Genomic DNA, 14,883 nt, shown 5'->3' with positions numbered 1-14,883 from the left:
TCACTTTTTTGTGGGAATTTTCTACAGCATTTCTTTCAGATTGTCCACAGTTTCTTCTGCCTTCACCAGTGTAATACTGCCATGATCCAGGCATTCAACAAACTTACATACCAGGTCAGGATCAAACTGTCTGCCTGCATCCTGAAGAAGCTTCTCCCGTGCTACTTCAATAGGAAATGCTTTTTTATAACATCGTTTGGATGTCATGGCATCAAAAGAATCTGCCACGCACAAAATCCGCGCAGTCAGTGGAATATCTTCTCCTGCGATCCGGCGTGGATATCCTTTTCCATCATACCGCTCATGATGACCGATGACTGCCGGAATTACATAATCCAGCGATGGAAGGTGACGGATAATATCGATCGATGCCTCTACATGCCCTTTGATGATCTCATATTCTTCATCTGTCAGTTTTCCCTCTTTATTGAGTACATACTCCGGAATGCCGATTTTGCCGACATCATGCAGAAGTGCTGCCTGCCGGATAATCTCTATCATATCTTCGTTCATTCCAAGGGCAGATGCCAGTGCCGTTGCATAATAAGCTACGTTGTTGGAATGGCTGAACGTATAGTGATCCTTCGCATCAATTGCCGCCGTCAGCGCATAAATCGTAGCCTCATACTCCTGATAAATATGGGTGCGATTCCTTGTATTGTTCCCCACACTGTTGTTCCGGAACATCATATCAAAGACCTGGATCCCATTTTTCCCATTATGTTTCACATGATAAACTGCCAGATCTACATTTTCCATCAGCTCTTTCACGTTCCTTGCCGCATAAGGAGCCGCACTGATACCGGCACTCACAGTTACTGCTTTCAGCTTCATATCCGTTCTGCGGTTATTCATAACGTAAATCTGTTTTGCAATAGATTCCACCATATTTCTGGCAGAAAAAAGATCATATCCCGGTAAAAGAACCGCAAATTCCTTTCCTCCATAGCGAGCCGTGTATCCACTTTCTCCGACACTGCTTCTGATGATATCTGCAATCCGCTGCAGACACAGATCTCCTTCTTTCACCCCATACAACTGATTATACAATTTAAAATCATCTACATTGATGATCGCAAGTGCCAGCGATGCCTCCCTGTTTTTCTCAAGCTCTTCATTCAGCACTTCGTAGAAATACTTCCGGTTCAGTAATCCGGTCATCTCATCTGTTCTGGCTTCCTGACGGGCTCTCTCGTACAATCTTGAATTCTTAATCGCAATCGATGCAACCGACGTAACAGATGAGATCAGCTGCACCTCATCATATACCAGCCGTTTTTTTGCCGAAGCATCTGTGATCAGAATCACACCAACCAGGCATTCTCCATCTTTCAGTCCTGCACAGTAACGGATATGCGTCTTATCCAGCCGGTGTTTTTCACTCTCCCACATCGACTTATACTCCACAGTATAACGAAAATCCCGGTAAATGATCGGCTCTTCATGTTCTTTCAGCCACTGGATCATCGGGTTTTCTTCTTCCATCGTAAATGTCAGATCATTCAGTGGCTGATCACTTGCCACTCCCCGATATGGCTGTCCTGGTGCATCCTGCATACAAATATAGATATTTCCAACATCCATCAGTTCTTTCATGACACTGATCGTTTTGTCCAGAATTTCATTTAAATCCAGCGTCTTCGAAATTGCAGAGCTGAACTCCCTGATTTTTTCTGTCTGATAATTTTCTTCCCTGACAAACACACTGCGTACCAGAAGCTTCCACAAAAAAGTAAACAGCGCATAAATCACCAGAAACACAATTGCAAAAACAAGGGCATAAAGCGTTGTATTCTTATCCATCTGTATATGGAAGATTTTCTGCAGATATGGAATTATATTTAAAAATACAATAACAGAAAACAAGAATCCTACACCGTAACACAGACTGGGCGATGCCAGCATCTGCAACCGGAACAGACGTCTGCGTATCAGTGCATAAAACAGAAAAAATACATTTACAACGCCACTTAAAATATCAATCGGAAATCCACTGAAGAATGGTATTCCAAGCAACATATTCCCTGCAAACAACACCAGAACCCCTGCCATGACCGGTTCATACTGTACTTTCATATTGGGATTCGCTTTGCAGATCCGCACAAGGATAAGGAAAAGATAAATCAAAAAAATCCCAGCCGGGAAAAAGAGTACTAATATAGTAGGTTTAATCTCATACACAAAAGTAGGAAGCCCATTCTTTTCCACCACATTCGGGCATCCCAGGAATACCCCATGCCGGATATTTACCACAAAACAGATCAGCATAACAGCCAGATATATTTTCCCTGGCAGACTTTTTTTCACTCCGCCAAATGCCAGAATAAAACAATAATATGCATACGGCAGCAGTAAAATTCCAAGCAGGGAAACCTGATACCAGAATTCATAACTTGGCCACAGATGGACACGCATAAATGCCGATCCTCCAGCCCAAAAAAGCAGTCCAACCAGCACTACCAGAAAGCTATTTACAATTTTATTTCGCTTCGCTGTCAGAAACATCAGCAGCATAAATCCATAGCACACCATTGCTATGATTGAAATATATCCATAGGTTCCCATAATTCCCTCTTATCTCACTTTGTTCAAACATTCCTGCACTTCCAGCAACGCCTTCAAATCATAATAAGAAGGATTCATCTGATGCAGTTTTTTCCCAGTCTTTTTTTCATAAGTTTCAAATGTTCCGCACGTAAAAATTGTAACCTGTAAAGGATCCATTCCCAGGATTTTCTTCAAGTCACGGTAATCCTGATCAATATATTTAAAATATGTACTCAGTAACTCTTTTAAAATATCGGCGCTCATGGCACTGTTCAGCAAGGATTCCCGTTCCAGTTCTACATACATATGCAGATATGGGCGGTTCTGTTCATTATATTCCTTTGCCGCAACCCAGTTTGTGATCGGGAGCTTTGACAGACGAATGACATTTCGGATCCCATTTTCTGAAATCCTTGTAAATCCTGCTATATCAATGATCCATGGTACCCGGTCCACATATTCAAAACGTGGGATCTGTGTTTCATCTTCCCTGTTTTCCAGTCCAACGCACCGATACATATCACCACAGCGATATCTCGCGAATGCACCGCCTTTCAAAATCGTAAATACGAGCTCATATTTTTCTCCCGGCTGGACTTCATCCATCAGATATGTCGGTGGAACATAAGACGGATCCTCATGATTTTTCAACATGTCCTTCTCTGTGATAAATTCATAAAATGCCGTATCCGGGAAGAAATACATTCCTTTTCTCGTCCAGGTCTCTGTCCCCATTATAGATGGTTCCGTACCGGCAAACAATTCCATCGGCCGGATTCCCCAGAGTTCTTCCAGATCATCTTTATAGCACTGATTGTCCGTACCTGCTACCATGAACCCTTTCAAATGGAATAAATCCTTTGGGAGTAATTGCCGGTTCTCCTTTTTGCAGCGGTATTTTGCCTGTATCATACGGAAGATCATATGCGGTCTGCATTTCAGAAGACTTGATAGTTGGATACCGCCGCCACCGGTCATCGAAGAAAGGCTCAGACTTACCGCATAAGCCACACTTCCAAGACCAAAGAAAAATCCCAGATCTTTTTTCATCGCCATTTTAAATCCCAGCTTGTTTCGTTCGCTGAAACTCATATTCACAGCATCTTTTACTGCCGGAAGGAACTCAATATCGATTTCTTCCCCGAGTGCCAGTGGAAAAAGTCCGGTAGCATACGGAAGCGGTGCCAGCGCATACAGAAATTTGTCCGTAGATGCAACATCAAAAGAACCCTTTTTCCTGCTGGTCGATAAAATCAGACATGCTGTCACATTATTCCGGTAGGTATCCAGCATACTTCTTGTATACGGTGCAACCTTAATCGGATGTTTCCCGCCTTCCCAGGTTGTCTGAATCCAGATCACCGGATTCCCCGGAAGCATATCAGGCTGCTTGGTCAGAAGAATGTCTGCATAATCTTCATACTCCGTCAGCGGTACCATTTTGCGGAATTCATCCAGATTTCGGGGATGTTTTCCTTTCAAAATCGACTGTCCAAGTCCACAGTTACTCCACAGCTGGATCTGTTCTTCCATCAGCCGCCGCTGGATTTTCATGTAACCGTCCATCGACAGATCCAGAAATCCACAGTACTGCTGCCATATTTCATTATACTGTTGTTTTTTTAATTTTTCTTTTAAATTCATAGACTGTCCGCTCCAGATCAATCATTTTTTCTGATAGTACGCAGGCACACCCGTATACTTTTTCTGTTCGGTATCAGAAACGGTGTACTTTGCTGATATTCTTTATAGTTAAAAAATGTCCGTGGGAATGTCCACAGATCCTGAAAAATAATATACAGATAATTCCAGAAAATCATAAGTAAAAAATAAATCCCATGTTTCCATCCACCGACCATTCCCCACATGCACAAATATGCTCCTGCAAACCATAAAACACCAGGATGGCGGCACAATCCATACATACCTTCCGTATAAGCCGCACGCAGTTTATTTTCTTCACAATAGGTTTCTTCAAAGGGAAGCGCAAAAAACAACGTATAAATGAGCAGACAAAGGAAAAGGAATCCTCCTAATCCAAATCCGGTCATTGTTCCGATCTTCCGCTGGCAACTCCCCCATGCTGCATAAAGCTCTGCAATCAGTGATACTACAACGAGAATACTCCCAGCTGCAAAAAATTTTTGTAATACTGCATTCTTCATCCGAACACTGTTGATATCATAAATAAAATACAGAATAAATCCTGTACTTCCTAGTATAAACTGCCACATTTTTCTCTCCATGATTTGTGCATTATTATGCACAAATACCTTTTCACGCACTCTAAATTATAATAAAAGCTACTATAAATTGCAACCAAAAAATGTCTTCCCTTTCCCCTTTTTTCAAAAACATTACCATATCATTACATTTTTTACAAATTCCACTTTTGCTTTAAATAGTATACCATCATTTGCTTCTATCTGATACAATAGATGTATGGGATTTTTATCCAAATTTTGACTAAAAGGCAGGTACTAGAATATGTGGGCTTATGAAGGAATTTTTTATCAGATCTATCCAATTGGATTCTGTGGCGCTCCGACCGCAAATGACGGCAAAACCGTATCCCGGATTTTAAAATTAAAGGACTGGAGCAGTTATCTGGAATCCTTAGGTATCTCTTCTATATTATTAAATCCAATTTTCGAATCAGACAATCATGGTTATGATACCAGGGATTATAAAAAAATCGACTGCCGTCTCGGAACCAATGAAGATTTCGCAGAAGTATGCAAAGATCTCCATGCACACAATGTAAAAATCGTTCTTGACGGTGTGTTTAATCACGTAGGACGCGGCTTCTGGGCATTTAAGGATGTACAGGAAAAGAAATGGGACTCTCCATACAAGGACTGGTTCTGCATCAATTTTGACGGTAATTCCTGCTACAATGACGGATTCTGGTATGAGGGATGGGAAGGACATTTTGAACTGGTCAAACTGAATCTTGCCAATTCTGCTGTTGTAGATTATCTCCTGGAATGTGTAAAAGGCTGGATCGATGAATTTGACATCGACGGTCTCCGGCTTGATGTTGCATACTGCCTGGACCGCAATTTCATGAAACGTCTGCGCAGTTTCTGCCAGGAATTAAAACCTGACTTTGCCCTGATCGGAGAGGTTCTCTTCGGGGACTACAATCAGATCGTCAATGACGAAATGCTGCACAGCTGCACCAACTATGAATGCTATAAAGGTATTTATTCCAGCTTCAACAGCATGAACATGTTTGAGATTGCGCACTCTCTGAATCGTCAGTACGGACCGGAACAGTGGTGCATTTACCGCGGAAAACATCTGATGTCTTTTGTTGACAACCACGATGTAACCCGAATTGCAAGTATCCTGACCAACAAGAACCACCTGCCGCTGACTTACGGACTTCTTCTTGGTATGCCGGGTGTTCCTTGTATTTATTATGGAAGTGAATGGGGTGAGGAAGGGGTAAAAGCACCAAATAATGACTACGCCCTTCGTCCATGCTTTGAAGAACCAAAGCCAAATGAACTGACCGAAGAGATCAAAAAAATGATCCACGTCAGAACCGGAAGCAATGCACTCTGCCACGGAAGCTACCGTAATGTTGTCCTGACCAACCATCAGCTCATCTTTGAGCGTCGGACCGATGATGAACGGATGCTGGTTGCGATCAATGCATCGGACGCACCGTTTACTGCGCACAATGGAGAACTCGGAGGCACAATGACCGACCTGCTCACCGGAAATGAAATCCAGATGAGCGGACAGCTTGAGATGCCGCCGTACAGTGTGCAGTATCTGAAATAATATCTCCGGACATTTTCCAAAGCAGACCTCTTTGGTTTGCCATGAGAATGATTGATATTGCTTAACAGCACAAATGCCAGTTCCGGCTTGCTGTCGGTTCTGGCATTTTTTCAAAGAATCTCTGTTCCAGTAAATACAGTAATTTCGTTTGAGATTTCCTGTCATTTAACGGAACTTCGATTTTCTATATTCCCTCGGAGTCATTCCATAATTTTTTCGAAAAAGCCTGTAAAATTGTGTCCGATTACTAAAGCCAAGGTCCTCCATGATTTCTGCAATCGTAAGATCCGAATCCAAAAGAAGTCCCTCCGCCTTTTCCATTGTAAATTTCGTGCTATATTCATACAGAGACAACCCGGTATATTTTTCAACCGTTTTATAAAGATAATCTCCTGAATAACTAAACTTTTCCTCCAAATCCTTTCTGCGCACCTGTCCATCCTTTTCCCGGATATAACTGGTTATCTGATCAAATAGTTCTCTCTCAGACGTATTTCCGAAAGCAACCGGCGTATTTGTGTAAAGCGCTCCGTCAAACAATGCAGATAACATTCCTATCATTGCTCCTGCAATCTGAAAATTTGATTTAGGCGTTCTCTTCTGCAATCCTACTGCAATTTTGTCAAAACAATCATGCACTACTTTTGTCTCTTTCATCGGAATAAAATCGATATAAGCCCGTCGTGATGCCTCTTCTTTATCCAATTCATGTAAAAAGAATTTCCTTACCATCTCATATTCCTTTGTGCGTTTCCCGGAAAAAACACTTGGAAATTGTAGTAAATTCAAAATATATTCTTGTGTAAATTCCAGAAAAATCACTCTGCAATACTCATCGAATTCCTCCAGATGGCGAATATTCATATTCATCAGACAGCAACTTCCTTTCGGATAAAGATGTCTGGTATTTTCAATGTTCTGATATAGCCTTCCATCTGCAACATACATCAACTCATAGAAATTATGTCTGTGCATACTTTTCCTTTCAAGAATTTTGTCCGATTCCTCCTTGTCCATACAAAGATATCCTAAATCCTTCGGTCCTATAAATGTAAGCACCTCTCTTCCTTCTTCTTTTTCCGGATAATAGGAATCTAAAATAAAAGAAAGACTATCTTCTGTAAAATGATTTTCTCCAAAACCTTTTTCATATGCCTTCATTTCTTTAATTAAATCCTGATACATCATAGGACGTGTAGATTGAAAATACATAATTTATTCCTCTTTCTGATAAAAACCAGTTTTATCTTTTTATAGTGATCATTCCTGTTCATCTCGAATAGCTCTTAACAATTGAATCTGATACACATAAGGTTCAATCCCATCATTTATGCCATTTATACTCTTTTTCATATCATTTATAATAATATCATATGATGTGGATGTCAAAATTTTTTACCACTCACTAATTAACCGAATTGTTCTATTCAATAGTAAAAGCGAGGAAAACTTATGCAAAAAACAGATTTCAACCGTGACTGGACCGTACAGAAAGACGGATCCAATGAAATACTTCATGTCAATCTTCCAGATGACGCCATGATCCGTGAAGAGCGCTCAAAAGAGAATAAAACCGCAAGTGCAAGTGCCTATTTTGCCGGTGGCAAATATATTTACACTAAAATTTTCGATCTTTCGGAAAATGAAACCAGACAAACTCTGATCTTAGAATTTGAGGCTGTCTATCAAAACGCAACCGTATTCTTAAACGGCAGACAGGTTGCCGAACATCCTTACGGATACACAAACTTTTTTGTTGACATCACCGGAAAAGTTATTGCCGGAACAAATGAACTGAAAGTCGTTGCAGACAACGCAGATGTCCCGAACAGCCGTTGGTACTCCGGATCCGGTATCTACCGCGAAGTGCACCTTTACCGTTCCGGAAGTTCTTATATCCGCCCGGAAGGGTTAAAAGTGCAGATTGTTGATCTTAATACAATCCACATTTTTACTGACGCGGTTATGCAGCCTGATGAAAAAATTGTACTGGAAATTTTCAATGACACTGGCAAAATCGTATCTTCCGAAGGCACAGATGTCACCATCACCATCCCAGATGCACACCTCTGGTCTGCCGAAGATCCTTATTTATATACCTGCAAGGCAACCCTTCTACAAAATGGAACTGCCATTGATACTGCCAGAACCTCTTTCGGAATCCGTACCCTTTCCTGGGGAAAAGATGGATTTCTTGTAAACAACAAGTCCGTCCTTTTCCGGGGTGCCTGCATCCATCATGATAATGGGGTACTCGGTGCCTGTGGCTTCCATGATGCTGAATGTCGGCGGGTACGCATTTTAAAAGAAGCCGGATTTAATGCCATCCGTTCTTCACACAATCCCATTTCAAAGGCAATGCTGGATGCATGCGATCAACTTGGTATGTACATTATTGACGAAGCTTTTGATATGTGGCTGATCAAGAAAAATCCTTACGATTACGCCGGTGAAACATTTTCCAAATGGTGGAAAGCTGATATTGCTGCCATGATTTCAAAAGACTATAACCATTCTTCTGTTGTGATGTACTCTGTTGGAAACGAGATTACAGAGCTTGGACTTGCAGACGGGCAGGAACAGGCCCGTATCATGACTGAATTCTGCCATACCAAAGATCATACAAGACCTGTCACAGCCGGGATCAATCTGATGCTTGCTACCATGGCCGGAAGTAAAAAAAGTATTTATGGCACGGACGAAGACGGTAAAGTCAAAGACAGTGGTTCCGGTGGACTGGATAACGCTCCGACCTCTGAATTTTTCAATATCATGATGAACAAAATGGGCGGACTCATCAATAAAGCAGCCAAAACAAAAAAAGCGACTGCCATTGCTGAAATTATGTCCGGTATTTTCGATATTCCCGGATATAATTATGCATCCAGCCGCTATAAAATTGATGCCAGAAATCATCCGGAACAGGCGACAACCGGCTCTGAAACTCTCCCGCAGACCCTTTACGATAACTGGCAGCTTGTCAAATCGATTCCTACCATGACCGGCGACTTTATGTGGACCGGATATGATTATCTTGGTGAATCAGGCATTGGCACCATTCAGTACAAAGACAAAAAGACGAAGCAAAATGCCGATCCGGGCCTTATTATTTCCGGTGGTGCCGGTATCATTGATATCTGTGGAAAAAAACGTCCGGAAGTTGGATGGAGCAAGATCATCTGGGGATTACAGAAAACTCCAACAATTGGTGTTGACCCTTATACCCGCACAGACTATTTCCAGTCTCTTTCTATGTGGCGTGTCACAGATGCGGTGGAAAGCTGGTCATGGGAAGGCTGCGAAGGGAAAAAAGCTTCTGTAACAATCTACTCAGATGCAGACAAAATAGAACTTCTTGTCAATGGAAAAAGCGCAGGTAAAAAGAAACCGAAAAAAGATATTGCAAAATTCAGGAAAATTCCATATGAAGCCGGCAAAATCGAAGCCATTGCTTACGACTCCTCCGGAAAAGAAACAGCCCGCACCACGCTTGTCTCAGCCACTGGAAAAACTTCGATAAAACTCACTCCTGAAACAACAAACCTCTGTGCAAATGGTCAGGATCTCTGCTTCCTTAATATCGATCTTATCGGTGAAAATGGAATCACAAAATCCTCTGTCGACCAGGAGCTGAAAATAGAAATCTCTGGTCCTGCAACACTTCAGGGATACGGTTCTGCAAGACCAAATGTTGAAGAAAGCTTCTGCAACGATACTTTCAAGACATTCTATGGCAAATCCTTAGCCGTAATCCGGGCCGGCTATGAACCAGGCACTGTCACTGTAAAAGTATCCGGAAAAGGATTAGACACCCAGGAACTCACACTAAATATCTGTTAAAACTCTACAGATTTCTAAATAAAACCAAAGGAGAACATCAGAACTCTTTTTCTGTTCTGACGTTCTCCCTTCTGGTCATTTATCCCATTTTCTAATAAATATATTTCTTCATTTCCTGATATACCCTTGCAAGAGGAAGTCCGACGATCGTATTATAATCACCTTCAATCCCACAGATATACACGCCAAATGCCCCTTGGATTCCATAGGCTCCTGCCTTGTCCATCGGCTCTCCTGTCGCAATATATTCCCTGATTTCTTCCTTGCTCATCGGATATACATGCACATCACTGCATTCATGAAATGTCTTCCGGATCTTTTTCCCATCCTTCTTTATCAGAAGCGTAACACCGGTGTAAACCTGATGTGCTTTTCCCTGAAGCATGGAAATCATCTGATATGCCTGCTCTTTATCCTTTGGCTTTCCGAGAATCGTTCCATCCGCTGCAACCACCGTATCTGAGCCGATCACCAGAAAATCTCCTGTATTTTTCGTTTCATACTGCTGATAGACATCTTCTGCTTTCTGTACAGAAAGTTCTTCCACAACCTGGCTTGGAACCTGGGATGTAATTACTTCCTCACAGTGTGACGGCATGACTACATGCTTTATATTTCCCTGTTCCAGCAGTTCTGTCCTGCGCGGTGATGCAGAGGCCAGAACTACAGTCAGCTTCTGTGTCCTACTACACATAGCCTAATCCTCTTTCACAAGAATCTTCTTAATTTCTCCCATATACATGTTATGCATATCTTTGTCAGCATACCATTTGTCAAGATTTGCTTTCTCAACAAAATTTTCTTCTCCCATGCGCTGTACATAAACCTTCTTGCATACAAAGATCATTTTTGCTTCTTCAAACGCAACTGTTCCATCTACATAATATGGTGTCAGACCGGCTTCTTTGATCTTATCTTCGTCCCTTCCGGAGACTCTTCCACAGAGATTTAACGCTTCTCTATGCTCTTCTCCAAAGAATGCCAGTGTAAAATAATCTTCTCTGTCTACAAATTCTTTTGTATAACGGGAATCACGGATATAGGCTGTTGCAGTTGGTTTTCCCCACATGATTCCGACACCGCCCCAGCTTGCGGTCATGGTGTTACATTTTTCTTCATTTCCTGCTGTGATCAGCATCCACTGTTTTCCGATCAGGTCAAATGGATTATCCTTTAATTCTTCTGCTTTTATTTCTGTAAAACTCATTTTTCTGTCCTCTTATTTTGCGATTACTTTACGGAAATTCTTCTTTCCTTTTCTTACAACTTTTCCTTCTCCTTCAAAGTCTGCTTTTGCAAATGTTGCTGAAATATCAGAAACCTTTTCTCCGTCAACGGCAACTCCGCCCTGCTGTACAGCACGACGTCCTTCTGATTTGGAAGCAACCAGTCCGCTCTTATGAAGAAGTGTCAGGATATCGACAGACCCGTCTGCGAAATCTTCATCAGAAAGCTCTGCTGTCGGCATATCTGCTGCATTTCCTGAGCTGAACAGTGCACGTGCACCTTCCTGTGCCTTCGTAGCTTCTTCTTCGCCGTGAACCAGCTTTGTCAGTTCAAATGCAAGGATTTCTTTTGCTGTATTCAGCTGTGCGCCTTCCCATTTATCCATCTCATCAATCTGCTCAAGCGGAAGGAATGTCAGCATACGCAGGCATTTGAGAACATCTGCATCTGCCACGTTTCTCCAGTACTGGTAGAATTCAAACGGAGAAGTCTTTTCCGGATCAAGCCATACAGCTCCAGACTGTGTCTTACCCATCTTCTTTCCTTCTGAATTCAGAAGCAGTGTGATTGTCATCGCACTTGCATCCTTACCAAGCTTACGACGGATCAGTTCTGTACCACCAAGCATGTTGCTCCACTGGTCATCTCCACCAAACTGAAGGTTACATCCGTATTTCTGGTATAACATATAGAAGTCATAGCTCTGCATGATCATGTAGTTGAATTCAAGGAAGCTCAGTCCCTTTTCCATACGCTGTTTGTAGCATTCTGCTGTCAGCATACGGTTTACGGAGAAGTGTGCTCCGACTTCACGAAGTACTTCCACATAATTCAGATCCATCAGCCAGTCCGCATTATTAACCATCAGTGCTTTCCCGTCTGAAAAATCAATAAAACGGCTCATCTGCTTCTTAAAGCAATCACAGTTGTGCTGGATTGTCTCCGGTGTCATCATCTGACGCATATCTGTTCTACCGGACGGATCCCCGATCATAGCAGTACCGCCCCCGATCAAAGCAATCGGCTTATTGCCAGCCTCCTGCAGTCTCTTCATCAGGCACAATGCCATAAAATGTCCAACATGCAGACTATCCGCCGTCGGATCAAACCCAATATAAAACGTAGCCTTCCCATTATTCACCAGATCCCTAATTAACGGCTCATCCGTAACCTGTGCAATCAATCCTCTAGCCTGCAGCTCTTCATAAATACCCATTTCTAATCTTTCCTTTCTTTTTCAAAACCTATATCTTACTCACAGCCAATCTTCTCCGCCAGGAGAAGGAGGCGTCCCTGTCTGGAACTCTTTGAAGTTTTTAAGGATGTCAGCCATCCGGAAACCATTTCTATTTGACTGCATGTGCAGGCGGATGCTCATACTTCTTAGGTTTTGGGAATTTGTGTTATGATTGAAAATCCATCTGTCTGAGCGCAGCGAGTTATGGATTTTCAATCATGCCCTTAACAAATTTACAAAACCTTAGAAGTATCAGCTGCCGAACCCGCAGACAAATAGAAATAGATTCCGGATAGCGTCCGTCCTGAACCCCTTCAATTTTTCCAATAAAAAAACCTCGTCCTCCGGCCAATCAGCCTTTAAGGACGAGGTATATTCTCTCGTGGTACCACCTTAATTCACATCCGGCTCGCACCGAATGCCTCAGTCAGTAACTAACATTACCGTAGCAGGTATAACGTCCGCCACTCCGTCACAGCTTACTTGCGCTTCCGTGCGTTCGGTGTGAAACTCCAAGATGTATTCACATCTGACTCTTCGTGCACCTCTCATCAACCGGTTACTTTCTGTCTGAGCCTTGTCATCTGCTACTTGTTCTCTTCATAGTCTGTAATTTTCTCTTCTTTTGTCATACTACCGTATCCTTCAAAATTTGTCAAGCCGGATTTCACGCCAAATTATCACAAAACAACTTTTGTCAAATCCAATTCACAGCCTTCCATCATTTTCCGAACCACTCTCGCAGATTCCCTAATTCCAGAAATCCGTCTTCTGCTCCAGCTCAATATCTGCACTTTTAAACACCGGATTAACTCCCCGCTTCAACTGATCCTCATAATCCCGGATTGCCTTAAATGCCGTCCCGGACAAAATCAGGATCACCGGAATATTGATCAGTGCCATCACACCCATCAGTACATCGGAAAGATCCCACAAAAGCGACATTTCCATACCTGCCCCTAGAAATACAACAAATGCAGATACCAGGCGGAATCCGCGCATAAATTTTTTCCCCGGTTCCTTTTTATGGATATAGGTCAGAAGATTGTCGCAATAGAAACAGTTTCCAAGCAATGTTGTAAACGCAAAAAATACCATAGCCACCGTTATAAATACCGGACCAAATGCTCCCAGGGATTCCTGAAGAGATGCCTGAACCCACGGTGCCCCCTGCATCTCCCTGGTTGGATCAATGCCAGACGACATACACATCATCGCCGTTGCCGTGCAAAGAAGAAGTGTGTCGATAAAGACAGACAGCATCTGAACCAGTCCCTGTTTGACCGGATGGCTGACATTTGCAGAAGCAGATGCATTCGGTGCCGAACCGATTCCGGCTTCGTTGGAATAAAGCCCACGGCGGATACCCTGCATCATAGCAGAACCCGCAAACGCTCCGAAAATCGCCTTGAAATCAAACGCTTCCTCAAAAATACGCAGGAACATTTCCGGCACATTGCGGATATTGATGATAACCACAATCAGCGCCATACCGATATATGCAAGTCCCATCACCGGCACAAGCGTCGATGTCACCTTTACAATACGGCTTCCACCGCCAAGCAAACACCATCCGGTCAGAACTGCCAGAATCCCACCAATGATCCATGGGCTTACCTTCGGATCATAAAAAGAAAATCCGGAAAATGTAGACTGCAGATTGTAGGATGCCAGCATATTGAATCCAAATGCATAAGTCAGGATCATGGCAATACAAAACACGATCGCCAGTGGTCTGCAATGCAGCGCCGCCTCGATATAATAAGCCGGACCACCATAGCATTTCCCATCCTCTCCCTTTTTCTTGTAAATCTGTGCCAGCGTACTTTCAATCAGTGCAGACGCACTTCCAATGATCGCAATCACCCACATCCAGAATACAGAACCAAATCCCCCAATACAAATTGCCGATGACACCCCGACAATATTTCCCGTTCCTACTCTCGATGCCGTTGAAACCATAAGCGCCTGGAATGATGAGATTGCCTCTTTGTCGTCCGGCTTCTCCATCACGGACTCACAAGCTCTCTCAAATAAACGCACCTGTGGAAATCTTGTCCGGATTGTAAAATATAAACCTGCACCGATCAGAATAATCACCAGAAGTTTGCTGTACATAAATGAACTGACCGCCCCAATAATCGTCTGAAACATACCTTCTTTCCTTTCTCAATGTTTTCTACCATTTTCGCTATATCTTAACGGAAACTCTCAAAATTTGCAAGCTTTTTCTATTTAAA

General features: G+C 42.6%; 10 protein-coding genes and 1 other annotated feature. Of the genes, 2 read left to right on the top strand and 8 right to left on the bottom strand.

Annotated features, from left to right (window positions below):
* Positions 1–21: 21 nt before the first annotated feature.
* The 3 genes from AB5213_RS10740 to AB5213_RS10730 are packed head-to-tail and all read right to left on the bottom strand — an operon-like array spanning position 22 to position 4,781.
* Entirely contained in the window at positions 22–2,565 is a 2,544-nt protein-coding gene (locus AB5213_RS10740) for an HD domain-containing phosphohydrolase (protein ID WP_173692566.1), read from the bottom strand.
* A 9-nt stretch (positions 2,566–2,574) separates the two neighbouring features.
* Positions 2,575–4,191, bottom strand: coding sequence for a GH3 auxin-responsive promoter family protein (locus tag AB5213_RS10735; protein WP_173692567.1), 1,617 nt, complete (start codon positions 4,189–4,191; stop codon positions 2,575–2,577).
* 17 nt (positions 4,192–4,208) lie between these two features.
* Positions 4,209–4,781: a hypothetical protein gene (locus AB5213_RS10730; RefSeq protein ID WP_055156086.1), complete on the bottom strand. Its 573-nt coding sequence runs from the start codon at positions 4,779–4,781 to the stop codon at positions 4,209–4,211.
* A gap of 253 nt (positions 4,782–5,034) precedes the next feature.
* On the opposite strand from AB5213_RS10730, the gene AB5213_RS10725 reads away from it, so the two are divergent.
* On the top strand, positions 5,035–6,339 hold the full coding sequence (locus tag AB5213_RS10725; RefSeq protein ID WP_008373212.1) for an alpha-amylase family glycosyl hydrolase: 1,305 nt from the start codon (positions 5,035–5,037) through the stop codon (positions 6,337–6,339).
* A 165-nt stretch (positions 6,340–6,504) separates the two neighbouring features.
* On the opposite strand, the gene AB5213_RS10720 is transcribed toward AB5213_RS10725, so the two are convergent.
* Positions 6,505–7,551, bottom strand: a complete 1,047-nt coding sequence (locus AB5213_RS10720) for an AraC family transcriptional regulator (RefSeq protein ID WP_368276676.1) — start codon at positions 7,549–7,551, stop codon at positions 6,505–6,507.
* A gap of 240 nt (positions 7,552–7,791) precedes the next feature.
* Between AB5213_RS10720 and AB5213_RS10715 the strand changes: the two genes are divergently transcribed.
* On the top strand, positions 7,792–10,179 hold the full coding sequence (locus AB5213_RS10715; protein ID WP_195548673.1) for a glycoside hydrolase family 2 TIM barrel-domain containing protein: 2,388 nt from the start codon (positions 7,792–7,794) through the stop codon (positions 10,177–10,179).
* A gap of 91 nt (positions 10,180–10,270) precedes the next feature.
* Here AB5213_RS10715 and AB5213_RS10710 read toward each other — a convergent pair whose 3' ends face one another.
* The 4 genes from AB5213_RS10710 to AB5213_RS10695 all read right to left on the bottom strand — a co-directional run bounded on the left by AB5213_RS10710 (position 10,271) and on the right by AB5213_RS10695 (position 14,797).
* Positions 10,271–10,873: a nucleoside triphosphate pyrophosphatase gene (locus AB5213_RS10710; protein ID WP_055156083.1), complete on the bottom strand. Its 603-nt coding sequence runs from the start codon at positions 10,871–10,873 to the stop codon at positions 10,271–10,273.
* A 3-nt stretch (positions 10,874–10,876) separates the two neighbouring features.
* Entirely contained in the window at positions 10,877–11,386 is a 510-nt protein-coding gene (locus AB5213_RS10705) for a flavin reductase family protein (RefSeq protein WP_055156082.1), read from the bottom strand.
* 12 nt (positions 11,387–11,398) lie between these two features.
* Entirely contained in the window at positions 11,399–12,622 is a 1,224-nt protein-coding gene (tyrS, locus tag AB5213_RS10700; RefSeq protein ID WP_055156081.1) for a tyrosine--tRNA ligase, read from the bottom strand.
* Positions 12,623–13,001: 379 nt separating this feature from the next.
* Positions 13,002–13,256 (bottom strand) — a binding site (T-box leader).
* Positions 13,257–13,393: 137 nt separating this feature from the next.
* Positions 13,394–14,797 (bottom strand): sodium:alanine symporter family protein, encoded by a 1,404-nt coding sequence (locus tag AB5213_RS10695; protein ID WP_008373201.1) that lies wholly within the window; start codon positions 14,795–14,797, stop codon positions 13,394–13,396.
* Positions 14,798–14,883: the final 86 nt, after the last annotated feature.

Source organism: Coprococcus sp. RTP21204st1_G4_RTP21204_210225 (assembly GCF_040915385.1).
Classification (GTDB): domain Bacteria; phylum Bacillota; class Clostridia; order Lachnospirales; family Lachnospiraceae; genus Allocoprococcus; species Allocoprococcus comes.
The sequence above is the reverse complement of the archived record's forward strand: the minus strand, read 5'-3'. Positions and strand labels throughout refer to the sequence as shown.

What these genes read in the sequence shown, in the direction of transcription:
- AB5213_RS10740 (WP_173692566.1), bottom strand. Translation starts at nt 2,565, where the DNA reads ATGGGAACCTATGGATATATTTCAATCATAGCAATGGTGTGCTATGGA.
- AB5213_RS10735 (WP_173692567.1), bottom strand. Translation starts at nt 4,191, where the DNA reads ATGAATTTAAAAGAAAAATTAAAAAAACAACAGTATAATGAAATATGG.
- AB5213_RS10730 (WP_055156086.1), bottom strand. Translation starts at nt 4,781, where the DNA reads ATGTGGCAGTTTATACTAGGAAGTACAGGATTTATTCTGTATTTTATT.
- AB5213_RS10725 (WP_008373212.1), top strand. Translation starts at nt 5,035, where the DNA reads ATGTGGGCTTATGAAGGAATTTTTTATCAGATCTATCCAATTGGATTC.
- AB5213_RS10720 (WP_368276676.1), bottom strand. Translation starts at nt 7,551, where the DNA reads ATGTATTTTCAATCTACACGTCCTATGATGTATCAGGATTTAATTAAA.
- AB5213_RS10715 (WP_195548673.1), top strand. Translation starts at nt 7,792, where the DNA reads ATGCAAAAAACAGATTTCAACCGTGACTGGACCGTACAGAAAGACGGA.
- AB5213_RS10710 (WP_055156083.1), bottom strand. Translation starts at nt 10,873, where the DNA reads ATGTGTAGTAGGACACAGAAGCTGACTGTAGTTCTGGCCTCTGCATCA.
- AB5213_RS10705 (WP_055156082.1), bottom strand. Translation starts at nt 11,386, where the DNA reads ATGAGTTTTACAGAAATAAAAGCAGAAGAATTAAAGGATAATCCATTT.
- tyrS (WP_055156081.1), bottom strand. Translation starts at nt 12,622, where the DNA reads ATGGGTATTTATGAAGAGCTGCAGGCTAGAGGATTGATTGCACAGGTT.
- AB5213_RS10695 (WP_008373201.1), bottom strand. Translation starts at nt 14,797, where the DNA reads ATGTTTCAGACGATTATTGGGGCGGTCAGTTCATTTATGTACAGCAAA.